The sequence below is a fragment of the Microbacterium sp. SLBN-111 genome, from assembly GCF_049739645.1.
Classification (GTDB): Bacteria; Actinomycetota; Actinomycetes; order Actinomycetales; family Microbacteriaceae; genus Microbacterium.
The window spans coordinates 2,198,153-2,213,449 of the sequence record NZ_JBMGQH010000001.1 but is presented as its reverse complement, the minus strand read 5'-3'; the positions used below and the strand labels follow the sequence as shown (position 1 = coordinate 2,213,449).

The 15,297-nt window shown below is 71.9% G+C and carries 12 protein-coding genes and 1 pseudogene; 6 read left to right on the top strand and 7 right to left on the bottom strand.

The features are described from left to right. Positions 1-288: 288 nt before the first annotated feature. On the top strand, positions 289-1,848 hold the full coding sequence (locus RKD05_RS10215) for a DUF222 domain-containing protein (protein ID WP_424709818.1): 1,560 nt from the start codon (positions 289-291) through the stop codon (positions 1,846-1,848). Positions 1,849-1,887: 39 nt separating this feature from the next. On the opposite strand, the gene RKD05_RS10210 is transcribed toward RKD05_RS10215, so the two are convergent. Together RKD05_RS10210 and RKD05_RS10205 are read right to left on the bottom strand one after the other, a co-directional pair. Continuing rightward, positions 1,888-2,439 carry an aminotransferase class I/II-fold pyridoxal phosphate-dependent enzyme gene (locus RKD05_RS10210; RefSeq protein ID WP_424711892.1) on the bottom strand — a complete coding sequence of 184 codons (552 nt, stop codon included), beginning with the start codon at positions 2,437-2,439 and terminating at the stop codon, positions 1,888-1,890. Positions 2,440-2,518: 79 nt separating this feature from the next. Then, a pseudogene (locus RKD05_RS10205) lies at positions 2,519-3,337 on the bottom strand (PLP-dependent aminotransferase family protein); the annotation flags it as partial. A gap of 106 nt (positions 3,338-3,443) precedes the next feature. On the opposite strand from RKD05_RS10205, the gene RKD05_RS10200 reads away from it, so the two are divergent. Beyond that, positions 3,444-4,118, top strand: coding sequence for a pyridoxamine 5'-phosphate oxidase family protein (locus RKD05_RS10200; protein ID WP_424709817.1), 675 nt, complete (start codon positions 3,444-3,446; stop codon positions 4,116-4,118). Between the two features lie 6 nt (positions 4,119-4,124). Here the strand turns inward: RKD05_RS10200 and RKD05_RS10195 are convergent, their stop codons facing one another. Next, positions 4,125-7,559 carry a bifunctional proline dehydrogenase/L-glutamate gamma-semialdehyde dehydrogenase gene (locus tag RKD05_RS10195; protein WP_424709815.1) on the bottom strand — a complete coding sequence of 1,145 codons (3,435 nt, stop codon included), beginning with the start codon at positions 7,557-7,559 and terminating at the stop codon, positions 4,125-4,127. Between the two features lie 98 nt (positions 7,560-7,657). Between RKD05_RS10195 and RKD05_RS10190 the strand changes: the two genes are divergently transcribed. After that, positions 7,658-8,572, top strand: coding sequence for a LysR family transcriptional regulator (locus tag RKD05_RS10190; RefSeq protein WP_424709814.1), 915 nt, complete (start codon positions 7,658-7,660; stop codon positions 8,570-8,572). Here RKD05_RS10190 and RKD05_RS10185 read toward each other — a convergent pair. Next, positions 8,544-8,972, bottom strand: coding sequence for a MarR family transcriptional regulator (locus tag RKD05_RS10185; RefSeq protein WP_424709813.1), 429 nt, complete (start codon positions 8,970-8,972; stop codon positions 8,544-8,546). The genes RKD05_RS10190 and RKD05_RS10185 overlap by 29 nt on opposite strands. 85 nt (positions 8,973-9,057) lie before the next feature. On the opposite strand from RKD05_RS10185, the gene RKD05_RS10180 reads away from it, so the two are divergent. Together RKD05_RS10180 and RKD05_RS10175 are read left to right on the top strand one after the other, a co-directional pair. After that, the gene (locus RKD05_RS10180) at positions 9,058-9,435 is read left to right on the top strand and encodes a hypothetical protein (RefSeq protein WP_424709812.1); all 378 of its coding nucleotides are present in this window, start codon (positions 9,058-9,060) and stop codon (positions 9,433-9,435) included. 93 nt (positions 9,436-9,528) lie between these two features. Next, complete coding sequence (locus tag RKD05_RS10175) at positions 9,529-9,876, top strand: hypothetical protein (protein WP_424709811.1); 348 nt, start codon at positions 9,529-9,531, stop codon at positions 9,874-9,876. 73 nt (positions 9,877-9,949) lie between these two features. Here RKD05_RS10175 and RKD05_RS10170 read toward each other — a convergent pair whose 3' ends face one another. Further along, on the bottom strand, positions 9,950-10,759 hold the full coding sequence (locus tag RKD05_RS10170) for a helix-turn-helix domain-containing protein (RefSeq protein ID WP_424709809.1): 810 nt from the start codon (positions 10,757-10,759) through the stop codon (positions 9,950-9,952). Positions 10,760-10,832: 73 nt separating this feature from the next. Here RKD05_RS10170 and RKD05_RS10165 point away from each other — a divergent pair, with 73 nt between their 5' ends. Continuing rightward, on the top strand, positions 10,833-11,780 hold the full coding sequence (locus RKD05_RS10165) for a phytanoyl-CoA dioxygenase family protein (protein ID WP_424709807.1): 948 nt from the start codon (positions 10,833-10,835) through the stop codon (positions 11,778-11,780). 70 nt (positions 11,781-11,850) lie between these two features. Here the strand turns inward: RKD05_RS10165 and RKD05_RS10160 are convergent, their stop codons facing one another. Both RKD05_RS10160 and RKD05_RS10155 read right to left on the bottom strand, forming a co-directional pair. After that, on the bottom strand, positions 11,851-13,914 hold the full coding sequence (locus RKD05_RS10160) for an alpha-galactosidase (RefSeq protein WP_424709805.1): 2,064 nt from the start codon (positions 13,912-13,914) through the stop codon (positions 11,851-11,853). Between the two features lie 9 nt (positions 13,915-13,923). Then, complete coding sequence (locus tag RKD05_RS10155; protein ID WP_424709803.1) at positions 13,924-15,249, bottom strand: ABC transporter substrate-binding protein; 1,326 nt, start codon at positions 15,247-15,249, stop codon at positions 13,924-13,926. Positions 15,250-15,297 lie beyond the last annotated feature (48 nt).

Sequence of the window (15,297 nt, the reverse complement as noted above, 5' to 3'; positions counted from 1 at the left end):
GGTGACACCTGCGGACGGTGCGGAGCGACGCGGCGTGCAGGTCCTGCCCCTTCCGGATGGCCCCGAAGTCGTGGGTCCGCGAGGCCGCGACGGTCTGCGCATCGCCCGTGTCAGCGCGGGGAATGCGATCCGCGGGGGTGTGGTGCGATGACGCCCGGACCGAGACCGGATCGGACCCGACACGCGAATCCTCGAGGCGTCGGCCCGCCTGCTCAGCATCGGGTGAATCAAGGACCGGCACAGGTGAGATCTCGACGCACATTCGAATATATGTTCTAACTTGGATGCATGACCTCCCAGCCGCCTTCGGACTCCGAGTCTCCCGCCGACGAGCGGGAGCGGGTGCGGGCGCTCGTGGAGGCGATTCGCGACGAGTCCGTTCGCGTGGCACGCGTGCAGGCCTCGCTCGTGAGGCTCCGTGCGGAGGCGCTGCAGATCGCGCTCGATCAGATGGCACGCGTTCGCTCCCGCGACACGCGCGCGCGGGAGATGCCCGTCCGCTCTCTCGCGCTCGAGATCGCGGTGGCCACGCACACTCACGACCTCACCGTCCAGAAAGAACTCTCCGATGCCCACACGCTGACCGAGAAGTTCGCCGCGACGGTCGATGCGCTCGGCGAGGGACGCATCGGCATGCGCCACGCTCAGGCGATCCTCGAGACCGGCATCGTCCTCGACGATGACGACACGCGGGCGGGGTGGGAACAGGTCGTCCTCGCACGGGCGGAGCGCGACTCCCCCGGGCGCGTGCGCGCGTTCGGACGCGAGCTTGCCGAAAGCGTGCACCCGGTGGGCATGACCGAGCGGCACGCGCGTGCCGCCGCGACCCGCGGGGTAAGCGTCCGAGATCTGGCCGATGGCATGGCGGAACTGAGTGTGATCCTCCCGGCGACGGTGGCCTACGGCATCCGCGACCGTCTTCGGCGGCAGGCCGCGGCCATCCGCGCGGCGGCCGCGGAGGCACAAACCGAAGAAGCACCGGAGGCAACCGGAGCCGACACGGGTTCGGACGCACACACCGGCGGCGCCGCGGGAACGGCTCCGACGCCGATGGACGGCACGGCGGCGGTCGGTGAGAATCCAGGATCGGACGCACCCGCCAGCCTCGATGAGTGTGGGGAGGCGATGCCGGAGGCCCCGGCTCACGCTGCTTTCCTCTCCGTCGACACTCCGGCCGAAGTGACGGCGCTCGACGTGCCATCCGTGGCGGAGGACCCGCAGAGCTCTCCGCGCGATACCCGGACTCTCGCGCAGATCGGCGCCGACCTGTGCGCGGATCTGCTCCTTACCGCGGCGCCGGCGGTCGACCCGACCACAGACGCGACATGTCCCGGAGGGCTGGGGGCAATCCGTGGGCACGTGCAGATCACCGTGCCCGTGATGACGCTTCTCGGCCACGCCGACGTCGGCGCCAGCCTCGACGGGTTGACGCCGATCGACCCCCAGACGGCGCGTCATCTCGCGGCGCGGGCTCCCGGGTGGGATCGCGTGCTGTGCGACCCGGTGACAGGCACCGTACTCGAAGTCGACCGCTACTCCCCCACGACGTCGCAACGCCGATTCCTCGCCGCCCGCGACCGACACTGCCGCGCGCCCGGATGCCGAGCGCCCATCGGCCGGTGCCAGCTCGACCACAACCACGAAGCTCACGACGGTGGACCGACCCACCTGAGCAACCTCGCCTATTTCTGCGTGCGCCATCACACGCTCAAGACCGAGACCGACTGGACGGTGACGCAGGAAGCCGACGGCAGCCTGAGGTTTCACAGCCCGCTCGGGCAGGACCACCACGAGAAGCTCGCCGGGCGAGTGATGTTCGTCCCGGATGCCGACCCACCACCGTTCTGATCGCCGTGCGCGCCGGTCGAGCTCGGCGTGAAGGGAACGTCAGGAGCGCCCGAGCGTCAGGAACGCCCCCGCGTCAGGAGCGCCCCCGCGGCGTCCGAGCACCTCCGCAATGACCGACAACGCCTCCGTCAGCCGCACGGTGGTCGGCTCGGCGTAGCCGAGGACGATGCCCGCCGGAAGTCCCGTGGGCGTACCCGGGAACGCGTAGTCGCCGAGCCCGGCGACGAGCACTCCCCGCGCCGCGATCTCCGCCACGACCCGCGACTCGTCGTCGGGTGCCGCGTCCGGCAGGAGCGCGACGGCGTGGAGCCCGCCGTTCATGGCCGTGAGAGTCACCCCGACGGTCGAACCGAGCGCCTCCAGCACGAGCTGCCGCCGATGGCGGTACTCGCGGCGACGACGAGCCACGTGGCGGGCGAGCGAACCGTCGGCGAGGTACGCGGCGAGCGCCTCCTGCGTGACCGCGGACACCGCGAGGTCGAGGTCCGCACGTACCACCCCCAGTCGATCCCGCATCTCCCCGGATGCGACGATCCATCCGAACCGCAGCGCCGGTGTCAGCACCTTCGACAACGTCCCGATGAGGACCACCCCGCCCGGATCCAGCAGACGCAGCGGCGGGAAGCGGCGCGCGACCGTGCGGGAACTCGCTGTCGTAGTCGTCCTCGATGACGACGGTCCCGTGTTCGCGGGCCCAGGCGATCAGACGCGCGCGGGCCGCGGCATCCAAGCGACTCCCGAGCGGGTAGTGGTGGTGGGGCGTGACGACGATGGCATCCAGGTCGCGGTGCTGCTCGATGGCATCCAGGTCCCATCCGGCCTCGAGGGTCACGGGCAGGGGGACCATCTCGATCCCCAGCCGATCGAGGATCGTGCGCACCCGCGGATACCCCGGGTTCTCGACGCCGACCCGCCGGACGCCGTCCGCCCGTCGTGCGGGCAGCGCGAGCGCCGCGAGGAGAAGGGCGTCGCTGGTCCCCGCGGTCACGATGACGTCGCCGGGGTCGACGGTCACGCCGCGCGTGCGTCCGAGGTGCCGACCGATCTCGCTCCGCAGAGCGGGCATCCCCCGCTCGTCCTCGACGTCGGGCTCGGGATCGACGGCGCTGGCCCGACGCCACGCCGACCGCCACGCGGCGTCGGCGAGCCCTCGCGATCCGGGCCGTCCCGGACGGAGGTCGACGACCGACGGCGCCGCCACGGCGGGCGGCCCGGGCACCTCGGCGCTGACGACCGGAGACCGCGGAAGCTCGGCTACGGCCGTCCGGGCACCCGGGCGCGCGAGCAGGTATCCCTCGCCGACGAGCGTCTCGTAGGCGGCGACGACGGTCCCGCGTGCGACACCGAGGTCGTCGGCGAGCGCGCGCGTCGACGGCAGCGTCTCGCCCGCAACCAGCCGCCCTTCGACGACGGCGACGCGGAGACCCTGCGTCAGCTGCGCGTGCAGCGGCACGGGCGACGACCGATCCAGAATGCCGACGGAGATCATGGATGCCACTCTCCCACTGACCGCTCCCACCGAGACCGAACTGGACCACCCGATTCTCGTGGAATCGGCCTAGGGATCAGACCACTCCCAGCGGTGGAATCGGAACATGACCGACCTTCCCGTCACCCCCCTTACACGCGTGCGGCGACTGCCGCAGTACCAGGTCACCGACCGTGAAGCCCTCTACGACATCGTCGACGGCGCGCTCTCGGCGACCCTCGCGATCGTGCGCGACGGACGGCCGGTGGCCCTTCCGGTCGGGATCGGCCGCGACGGCGACGACGTCCTGATCCACGGATCGACGGGCAGCGACTTCTTCCGACGGATCGCCGCGGGAGCGCCGGTGTGCCTCACCGTGACGCACCTGCTCGGCCTGAAGTACGCCCGCTCGCTGTTCGACAGCTCGATGCGCTACCGCTGCGCGGTCGTGTACGGGGTGGCATCCGTCGTTCCCTCGGAGGAGAAGGAGGGCGCCTTGCTCGCCCTGTCGGAGCACCTCATGCCGGGGCGCGCCGCCGAGGTCCGTCCGATGAACGCGCGCGAACTCGCCGCGACGCTCGTGCTGCGCCTGCCGCTCGCGGAGGCCAGCGTCAAGGACAACGCCGGATCAGAGGTCGAGGAGGACGGTGACGGCGAGGACCGCGCGGTCTGGGCGGGCGAACTGCCGCTGCGGGTCGTCGCGGGCGAGCCGGTCACCGCGCCGCAGACGGTGCCGGGAACGCCGGCTCCCCCTTCGGTCCACCGTGCCGCGGAACGGGTCGCGTCCCACGGCACGGTGTAAGAAAGGTCAGGCCCGAACCAGTGGGGCGACGGCGTAACGCCGAGGCGTTCCGAAGCGGTGCGCGGTGATCGACACGGCCTGCTCGCGCACGAACGGAAGCATCTCCACTTCCCCGGCGCGGGTCGGTTCGCCGGCGTACAGCGCCACCGCGGGAGATCCGGCGGTGTCCTCGGCGAAGCGTTCGGCCGAACCGCCGAGCAGCCGCACGCGGCCCCCGGTGCGCGCGAGCCGCGCCGCACGCCGCGTCCAGGCCGCGGCGTCCTCGATGTCGTAGGCGACGCCCGCACCCTCGAGCCACGCCCGCACGGCGGGGGTCAGTTCGCGGCCGGCGCTCACCGTGACCGCGGAGCCCGTCCGCACGCCCGCCGCGACCACGCGCACGAGCGCGACGTCGGCCGCGTCCTCGAGCCGCACCGTGACCGGCACGGCGCCGTAGCGCAGCACGTTCTGCTCCGACTCCAGCCCCGTGACGTCCCGCGCCACGGAGAACTCCGACGCCCACACCGCGGCGTCGGACGCCAGGGCGGATGCCAGCCACTCCCGATCCGCGGCGGGCACGGCCGCACACGCCGGCCCCGCGAGGGCATCGGCGAGCCGCGGCGCCGATGTCTCGGCATCCGTCCACGACCCGAACCCGAAGAGGTAGTGCGGGCCGCCGGCCTTGGTGCCGGCGCCCACCGCGGACTTCTTCCAGCCGCCGAACGGCTGCCGCTGCACGATCGCCCCGGTCGTGCCCCGGTTGACGTAGGCGTTCCCGGCCTCGATCCGCGAGAGCCAGCGCTGAATCTCGGTCTCGTCGAGAGCGTGCAGCCCCGACGTCAGGCCGTACTCGATGGCGTTGACGATGTCGATCGCCTCGTCGAGGGTCTCGGCCGTCATGATCCCCAGCACCGGCCCGAAGTACTCGGTCCGGTGGAACTCGCTCCCCGGCTGCACGCCCTCGCGGATGCCGGGACGCCACAGACGCCCGTCCTCGTCGAGACGGCGCGGCTCGACGACCCAGCGCTGCCCGGGCTCGAGGGTCGTCAGCGCGCGCAGCAGCTTGCCCTGCGCGGGTTCGATGAGCGGTCCGACGCGGGCGGCGTCGTCCCACGGCATCCCGACCTCCAGGGAGTCGACGGCGTCGACGAGCTGGTCGCGGAAGCGGCGGGAGGTCGCGACGGAACCGACGAGCACGACGAGCGAGGCCGCCGAGCACTTCTGACCCGCGTGGCCGAACGCCGACAGGGCGACGTCCTTCGCGGCGAGGTCGAGATCGGCGCTCGGGGTCACGATGACGGCGTTCTTGCCGCTCGTCTCCGCGAGCAGCGGCAGGTCGGGACGGAACGAGCGGAACAGCTCCGCGGTCTCGTACGCCCCCGTGAGCACCACGCGCTCCACTGCCGGATGCGTGAGCAACTGCCGGCCGAGGTCGTTCTCGGACACCTGCACGAGCGTCAGGACATCGCGCGGGATCCCGGCTTCCCACAGCGCCTCCACCATCACCGCCCCGGAGCGTTCGGCGAGCGCCGCGGGCTTGATGACGACGGCCGACCCGGCGGCGAGGGCGGCGAGCGTGGACCCCGCGGGGATCGCGACGGGGAAGTTCCACGGCGGCGTCACCACCGTGAGCCCTGCGGGCGTGAACCGGGCGCCGTCGATCCGGTCGAGGCGTCGCCCCTGCTCGGCGTAATAGTGCGCGAAGTCGATCGCCTCGGACACCTCGGGGTCGCTCTGCTCGACGACCTTGCCGCACTCGGATCCCATGACCTCGATGAGCTCGGCCCGGCGCGCCTCGAGCAGGTCGCCCGCGCGGTGCAGGATCTCGGCGCGCGCATCGGCCCCGAGGTCACGCCACGCGGCCGCCGCATCGGCGGCCCGCCGGAGGCGCTCGTCGAGCACGGACTCCTCGGTCACCGTGTGCGCGGCGATCGTGTCGGCCCCGACCCGCGAGGTCGCCATCCGCGCCACGATCCCCCCGGCCCACGCGCGGTTCGCCGCGATCGCCGGGTCGGAGTCGGGCGTATTGCGGAAACCGTCGCGCGGCGCAGGCTCGGGCGCGACCGTGCGGTCCTGCACCCGGTGCGACGCCGGAACGCCCACCGGCATGTCGGCGAGCGAGGCGAGGAACCGGTCGCGCTCGCGCGCGAACAGCGCCTCGTGCGTGCCGAGGTCGAACACGGCCGACATGAAGTTCTCGCTCGACGCCCCCTCTTCGAGGCGCCGGATCAGGTAGGCGATCGCGACGTCGAACTCCTGCGGGTGCACCACGGGCGTGTACAGCAGGATCGACCCGACCGTGCGGCGTACGACCGCCTGCTGCGCCGTCGCCATGCCGAGAAGCATCTCCACGTCGATGCCGCCCGTGACCCCGCGCCGCTCGGCGAGCAGCCACGCGAGCGCGACGTCGAAGAGGTTGTGTCCGGCCACGCCGATCCGCACGTGCGCGGTGTGCTCGGGCCGCAGCGCGTAGTCGAGCACCGCCTTGTACGAGGCATCCGTCGCCTGCTTCGAGGGCCAGGTCGCGAGCGGCCAGTCGTGCACGTCGGCATCCACGCGCTCCATCGGCAGGTTCGCGCCCTTGACGACGCGGACCTTGATCGGAGCGCCTCCGGATGCCACCCGCGCGGCGGCCCACTCCTGTAGGCGGATCATGGCGGCGAGCGCGTCCGGCAGGTACGCCTGGAGCACGATCCCCGCCTCGACCCCGTGGAACTCGGGCTCCCCGAGCAGCGTCTCGAAGACGGCGAGGGTGAGGTCGAGGTCCTTGAACTCCTCCATGTCGAGGTTGAGGAAGGTCCCCGTCTCCTTGGCCACGCGGTACAGCGGCCGGAGCGCCGAGACCGCGTCGGCGACCGCGGCGTCGAACGCCCACGGCGTGTGCGGGGCGACCGTCGAGGAGACCTTGATCGAGACGTAGTCGACGTCGTCACGGGCGAGCAGTCGCCGGGTGCCTTCGAGCCTCCGCCCGGCCTCCTTCTTCCCGAGGATGGCCTCGCCCAGCAGGTTCACGTTGAGCCGGATCCCCTCGCCGCGCCCGCGGATCGCCGCGATGGCGTCGCCGAGCCGGCGATCGCTCGCGTCGACGATGAGGTGCCGCACCATCGACCGCAGCGCGGTCCGCGCGGCCGGCACGACGATCCGCGGCAGGAGCGGCGCCGTCAGCGCGCCGAGACGGATCGCGGCCTTGAGGTGCAGCGGGAGGAAGCCCGGGACGAGCGGCGCGAGCCCTGCGAGGTTGGCCGCCGCGACGCGGAGGTCCTCGGGCCGCACGACCCCGTCGACGAAGCCGACGGTGAACGCGAGCCCATTCGGATCGCGCAGCACCCCGGCCAGCCGGGTGGCCGCGGCATCCACGGGCTCGTTGCGGCTCTCGGCGAGCCAGCGGCGGACGAGCGCGACGGCGTCGTCGGCGAGGTCGGCGGGAGCGACCTCGGAACGGGTGACATCGGTGAGCGACATGGCGTTCCTTCCTCGATGCCCTCAGTGTGCGTCGGCGTACGATTCGAGAAAAGCGATGATTCGTGACGGGTATCGCTCGATGAAACCGAAGGAATGCCGTGTTTGATCTACGCCGTCTGCGTCTGCTGCACGAACTGTCGATGCGCGGCACCCTCGCTGCCGTCGCGGAGGCCCTGTCGTTCAGCCCCTCGACGATCTCGCAGCAGCTCGCGCAGCTGGAACGCGACGCCGGTGTCGCCCTGCTCGAGCCCGACGGCCGGCGCGTCCGGCTCACCGCGCAGGGCGAGGCCCTCGCCGCCCACGCGGCCCGCATGCTCGCCGCCGACGAGGCGGCCCGAGCCGAGCTCGAGTCGCTGCAGCCGTCGCTCGCTCCCGTGCGCCTCGCGGTCATGCAGTCCGCCGCCCACGGCCTCGTTCCGCGCGCCCTCGACGCGCTCGCCGAGGCGGAGCCGCGCCTGCGGGTCGAGATCGCCGAACTCGCGCCCGAGGAGGGGCTGTTCGAGGTCGCCGCGCGGGGCTTCGACCTCGCCGTCGCCGAGCAGTACCCCGGTCACACGCGCGAGCAGCGGGCGCTCCTCGACCGCCGCGCCCTGGGGAGGGATGCCATCCGCCTCGCCGTCGCCCCGGGAGACCCGGCCCGCTCGCTCGCCGACCTCCGCGATCGAGCCTGGGTGATGGAGCCCGAGGGCACCGCCGCCCGCCAGTGGGCGACGCAGCAGTGCCGCGCCGCCGGGTTCGAGCCCGACGTGCGGTTCGAGCTCGCCGACCTCACCGCGCACGTCCGGCTCGTGGCATCCGGGCATGCCGTGGGGATGATTCCGGCCCTGGTGTTCGGCGGCGACGAACCCACGACGCGCTCCATCGACCTCCCCGGGCAGCCGCGCCGCGAGATCTTCACCGCGGTGCGGCGGGGTACGGCCGACCGCCCCGGCATCCGCGCGGTGCGCGCAGCCCTCGAGGACGCGTTCGCCCGCATCCCGGGGATCAGCGCCGGGCCAGAACCTCTCCCGTGATCCGCTGCAGGGTCTCGGCGAAGGCGTTCGCCGTGGCCACGGGTTCCGCCGCGATGGCATGGTCGAGGTCGCGGGCGAAGCGGTCGAGCTGGGCCCACGGCATCGCGGAGAGGTCGACCTCGAGGTGGATGTGGTTGACCCGGCGGTCCTCGGTGTCGAGTTCGCGGCGCAGGAGGCCGCGCTCGACGAGCCGGTCGACGAGCGTCGTGACACCGGCCGACGTGACCCCGAGATGATCCCGCAAGACGGACGGACGGATGCCGGGCTCCTCGCGGATCCGCAGCAGGGCACGCACCTCGGTCTCGCTGAGGCGCAGCTCGGCGCGGGTGGCGGCCTCGGCGGAGCGCCGCGCCTCGATGTAGGCGTCGAGCGCCGTGGAGAGAGCGGGCCGGGAGGACATGGCATCCACCCTAGTCAGAGCTGATTAAACCTGTGAATATTTCAGAGCGTTATTTAACTCGATTAAATAGTGCTACGGTCGCGACATGGCCCGTCTCTACTACGGCACCGACGCTTCTCCGGTGGCCTTCCCCGACCGTCTGCTGGCCTACGTCAAGGTGATCACCGCCACCAAGCTCCGACGCAACGAGTCCTTCACTCTCACCTGGACCGGCGACCCCGACACCGCCGGACGCTCCGCGATCTGGCTGCACCCCTCCATCCCGATGCGCTTCGTGTTCACCTCCGCCGAGCCCGAACAGCTCGTGGGCGAATACCTCCGCGCGCTGGCCGATCAGGCGAACGCCTCCGCCGGTCTCGTCATCGACCTGCGCACGTGGGAGAACGACGAGCAGTCCGTCTCGCAGGCGTCGACCTCGCAGGCCCGCGCTCGTCGCCCGGTGCGGGCGGTGCGCGCCGCGTAGCAGCGGCGGAGAAACCCGCCGCACTCGCCCTTTCTCCAGGTGGCAGCCGGGATAATGGCTCGAGCGCATGTCGCGCCCGAGATGGAGTGTGCTGTGCCCGTACGTGATCTGCTGGACATGCAGCTGCTCGAGGAGTGGCTCGAAGAGTTCCGCCGCCTCGGCTACCTGACCGGCAGCGACATCCGCGTGCTCGAACAGCAGGACGAGACCGACGTCAACCGCGGCCTGATCGTCGTCGACCTCAGCGAAGCCGCCACGATCACCTACCTGCAGCCGATCGCCGGGAGCGACGGGCGCTGGTCGGCGACCATGGAGGCCCGCGACACGACGATCGTGCTCACGGCCGTCGAGATCGTCAACCTTGGCAACGAGCTCAACGTCCTCGGCGCGCTCGTGTCGTTCCTCGAGACGAAGTCGCGCGCACTCCTCGCCGCCGGCTGAGACGTCATCCCCCGTGACGACGCGTCTTTCCTCGAGACGAAGTCGCGCGAACTCCTCGCCGCCGGCTGAGACGTCATCCCCCGTGACGACGCCGATAGGCAGCGGGGGCTTCGCCCGTGTGGTCGCGGAAGCGCGCGTAGAACTGGCTGAGTGAACCGAACCCCGCGGATGCCGCGATGTCGGGGATCGCGTCGTCCGTCGTCAGCAGCAGCTCCCGTGCGCGAGCGATCCGGCACTGCGCGAGGTACTCACCGATCGTGACCCCGAGGGCCGCCCGGAACACCGACATGGCGTGGTGCGGGTGCAGGTGCACGTGGTCGGCGACCGCGGCGATTGAGACGTCCTCGGCGGCGTGCTGAGCGATCCAGGCCGCCATGTCGGCCACGTCGGCCCGTAGCCCTCCCGCGATACTGCCCGCGACCGACCCGGCCGCGGTCGCGTGCGCGGCGCGCAGGACGAACGCCTGCACCTCCCCCACCGCCGCCCGCCGGAGCGGATGCCCGGGACGCAGCTCATCGCCCCACGACCCGACCCGCTCGGCCAGGTCGAGCGGCCCGCGCGCCGCCTCTGCCACCGCGATGTCACCGGCGAACATCCGCGCGAGGAACTCCCCCGGCAGGCGCCACCCGCGCGCCTGGGCGAGCGGCACCGTGAGCCACGCCAGCTCGCTGCCCCCGGAGTCGCGCACGAGCTGATGCGGCCGCGCCGCCCAGAACACCGCGAGCGCCCCCGCCGGGATGACGACCTGTCGGCCGTCGACGAGGTACTCCAGCTCCACCGGAGCGGTGTTGAACTCCAGGTCGTCGTGCGTGTGCGCCACCGACATGCGCGGCACGGCGCCCCGCCAGCAGGCGAGATCGAACGACGGAGGGGTGGCATCCATAATCCGAGTATCCCGGAAGAACATGCGTCTCGACAGGAGGAAGTCGCCGTTCATCCGATCGTACCGTGAGGGCATGAGCACCCTCACCCCGACACCGACCTCCGTGTCCACCGCCCCCTACCACCTGACACCCGAGCAGATCGCGCACTTCGACGCGCACGGCTACGTCGTGCTGCCGGGCCGCATTCCGGCCGACCTGCTGGCCCGCCTGCAGGACGCCGCCGACGAGTGGATCGCCGCCGGTCGCGCGCTCGGCCCCGACCACCCCGACGGTCCCGACTACCAGTGGGCCACCCGCGGCGGCGCGCGGCGCATGTTCCGCGTCGACTACCTCCACGGAAAGGGCTCCGCGGCCTCCCTGGAGCTGCTCGGCTCGCCCGCCGTCCTCGGCATCGCCGAGAGCCTCGCCGGCCCCGACCTCGTCCCCACCTACGAGTCGCTCGTCTTCAAGGACACCGGCGACGGCGCCGCCATCGACTGGCATCAGGATGCCGTGCACCCCCGCACGCACCGCATCTTCAACGTCGACGTCTACCTCGACGCCTCCAAGGCCGGCGAAGGCGCCCTCCGCGTCGCGCCCGGTTCGCACCTCGCCCCCGTCGACGTCTGCCAGCTGCAGGACGAGTACGGGTGGGACGCACCCGGCGTCGTCCAGGTCGAGCTCGAGCCCGGCGACGTGCTGGTGCACGACGTGATGGTGGTGCACGGTTCCGAGGCCGTCACCGGCAACCGCCTGCGCCGCACCATCTACTACGAATTCCGCGCCGCCGAGCAGATCCAGGCGGAGGGACCGTGGGATGCCGAGTGGGTCGACCGTCGCATGCGCCTGCTGCCCCTCGGACTCGAGGCCCACGCCCGCCGTTTCCCCGGTCAGGAGCAGTTCCAGTGGAACGCTTCGCCCCAGCTCCGACCCGAGATGTCGGGCGACGTCGACGCCGAGCTGCGCATCGCCCACCTCGTGCACTCCCCCGGCTCGTACTGCAGCGCCGGCAGCGTGCCGTTCACCCCCGACGAGGACTGAACCCGACGAGGACCGAACCGGGAACAGGAAAACCCCGCCCCTTTCTCGGGGCGGGGTTTTCGCTGTCATCTCATTCCGTCGTCACATGCAGGAGCAGCGCCTCCCCGGGCGCCAGCAGCGGTGGGGGCAGCATGCCCTCGGCCAGCACCGATCCGGGGAGAACCGCGCCGCCGGCCACGAGCCAGGCGGGATCGGCATCCTGAACCGTGCGCACCGGCGCGCCGACGTCGATCGCCCGCACCCGGTAGCGGCGGTCGGGGTCGAGGCCCGGCAGCACGATCGGGGACGGCAGGGCCCGGTCGAACCGGTCCAGCGCGACGTACGCGAACAGCGCCTCACCGCGGTCGGGGGCGACGACACCGTGCTGGAGCACGGCCGGGTCGGGGTCGTCGACCCGGACCGTCGTACCGCCGTGGAGCAGGGCGCGGTGGGCGCGGTACAGCGCGGTCCACGCGGCGAGCGCGTCGAGCTGCGCGTCGTCGAGGCGCGAGATGTCCGACTCGATCCCGGCGTGGAGGAACAGCGCCGTGGTCATCCGGAACGCGAGCGAGGCGGTGCGACCGGTCGTGTGCGCGCGCTCGTCCCCGACGTGCGAACCGAGGAACTCGGGCGGGATCAGGATGCCGGTCCACCGCTGAATCCGCTGGCGGGCGAGCGGGTCGTTGGTGTCGCTGGTCCAGAACCGGTCGACGCGGCGCAGGATGCCGAGGTCGATCCGGGCGCCCCCGGACGCGCACGACTCGATCTCGACGCCCGGGTGCGCGGCGCGCAGGGCGTCGAGGAGGCGGTAGAGAGCGCGCACCTGATCCCCGGTGCGGGGGACGAGGAGGTCGCGGTTGTGGTCCCACTTCAGCGCCGCGATCGGGTACTGCGCGAGCAGCGCGTCGAGCCGGTCGTGGATGTACTGCCACGCGTCGGGGTGCGTGAGGTCCAGCACGTGCTGGAACCGCCAGGTCACGGCATCCGCGGGGGTCAGCATCCACTCGGGGTGCGCCCGCGCGAGGTCGGAGTCGTCGCTGATCATCTCGGGTTCCACCCAGAGACCGAACTCGAGGCCGTCGCCGTTCACGCGCGAGATGAGCGGGCCGAGGCCGTCCGGCCACACGCGCTCGTCGACGGTCCAGTCGCCGAGCGCGCGGCGGTCGTCGGTGCGCCCGTGGAACCAGCCGTCATCGAGGACGAGGCGTTCCGCGCCCACCCGCGCGGCGGCGTCGACGAGCGGCGTGAGGCGCTCCAGGGACTGCTCGAAGTACACCGCCTCCCACGTGTTGAGCGTGACGGGACGGGGGCCCCGCGGTGTCGCCCACGACCGCACCCACGGGTGCAGACGTGCCGACAGCCCGTCGAGGCCGTCGTTGGACCACACGGCCACGACGGTCGGCGCCTCGTGCGTCTCGCCCGGGGCGAGGGCCAGCCCGTCGAGGCGTTCGCCGGCACCGACGACGGAGAAGCCAACGTCGCTGCGCTCGAACCAGACGGAGCGATCACCGCTCCACGCGACGTGGGTGGCCCACACCTCGCCGTGACGGAACCCGAACCCGGGCGTGCCGACGGTGAAGAGGAACGGGTCGTCGTGGCCTCCGCGACCGTGACGGGTGTCGCGCGCCCAGACGCCGTGCCCGGGGCGCAGACGCTGCGGTTCGCGCTCCCCGGCCCAGCGGCCGGAGAAGTCGAGCACCTCGCGTGCCCGCGCGGGCACGGGCAGGAGTGCGGCGAGCGCGCGCACCTCGAGGTCGGCGGCGCCGTCGTTGCGCACGCGGCGATCGACGAGGAGGACGCCCTCGGGGGTGAGCGTGTAGCTCAGCTCGAGCGACGCGTCGCCGAGCGCGAGCGTCGTGACGAGGGCATCGCCCTCGCGTCGGGTGCCCAGGTGGCGCAGCACCGGGGAGAACGGGGAGATCTCGACGGGGGGACGGCCGGTCCAGCCCTCCGTGAGGAGGGGCACGACACCGACCCGGAAAGGACGATCGATCGAGCTCGGCGCGACGGCGGGGATCGCGGCGTCGGCCAGGGCAGTGAGGGCGGCGGCGTCGAGGTCACCGAGGGCTCGCCCCCAGTGCACCACGACGGGCGCCGCCGTGCCGCGGGCGTCGAGGATGAAGTCGACGCCCGCGGCGCGGAGGTGATGGATCATGCCTGGAGGTTACTTCGCGACCGGGATCGACTGCGCCTCGAGGGTCGCGATGGTCTTGTCCTGAGCGGATGCCAGAGCCTCGTCGAGCGTGCCCGAACCGGCGACCGCGGCCTTGAAGCCGTCCGACACGTCGGCGTAGACCTGGGTCATCGTGGGACCCCAGACGAAGTTCGGGTCGACCTCGCTGGAGGCCTTGGCGAACACGTCGTAGATCTTCTGGTCACCGTAGAAGGGCACGCCCTCCTGCAGCGAGGGCAGCTTCAGGCCGTCCTTGGTCGCGGGGTAGATCGCCGCGGTCTTGTTCAGCGACGTCAGCGCCTCCTCCGAGGTGTTCAGCCACAGCGCGAACTTGGCCGCCTCGTAGAGGTGCTTCGTCGACTTGAAGACGGCGATCGACGAGCCGCCCCAGTTCCCTGCCGCGGACTGCCCGGCCGCCCACTGCGGGGCCTCGGCGACCGCCCACTTGCCGGCGGTGTCGGGGGCGCCGCTGGAGATGGAGTTGGCACCCCACACGGCCGAGTTCCACGTCCAGACCTGGCCGGTGTTGTATGCGTTGTTCCACTCGTCGGTCCACGCCGGGTACGACGAGACGAGACCGTCGTCGATCAGGCCCTGCCAGTAGTCGGCGACCTTCTTCGAGGCGTCGCTGGTGAGGTCGACCTTCCAGGCGTCGCCGTCGTTGGAGAACCACTGACCGCCGGCCTGCCACACGAAGCCCGCGAACTGGTTGATGTCGCTCTGCGAGAAGTTGGTGATGTAGCCGCCGAGCGCGCGGATCTTCTTCGCCGCCTCGCGGTACTCGTCCCACGTCGTGGGGATCGCGATGCCGTTCTGCTCGAACAGGTCCTTGCGGTAGAACAGCGCCATCGGGCCGGCATCCTGCGGCACGCCGTAGACCTCGTTCTCGGTGCCGAGGGTGACCTGCTTCCAGGTCCAGTCGACGAACTGGTCCTTGGCCTTGACGACGTCCTCGCACGCGCCGAGGTTCGCGAGGCCGTCCTGCACGCGGAAGTTCGGCAGCGCGTCGTACTCGATCTGCCCGAGGTCGGGGGCGTTCCCCGCCTGGAGCTGGTTGAAGAAGTTCTGGTACGTGCCGGCGTTGCCCGAGGGGCCGGTCTGCACCTGCACCTGGATGTCGGGGTTGTCCTTGTTCCAGATCGCCACGGCATCCTCGATCCCGGGGATCCACGACGTGAACGTGAGCGTCACGTTCTCGCCGGCGGGGGCGCACGACGCCGCGTCGGTGCTGCCGGTGCTCGACGACGAGCATCCCGCCATGACCAGGGCGCCCGCGGCGAGCAGGGCGACGCTGACCGCTCTCTTCTTGTGCTGCATGATTCCTTCTCTCGGTTGACCCGCCGGTCGTGCCGGCGGGAGGGTGTG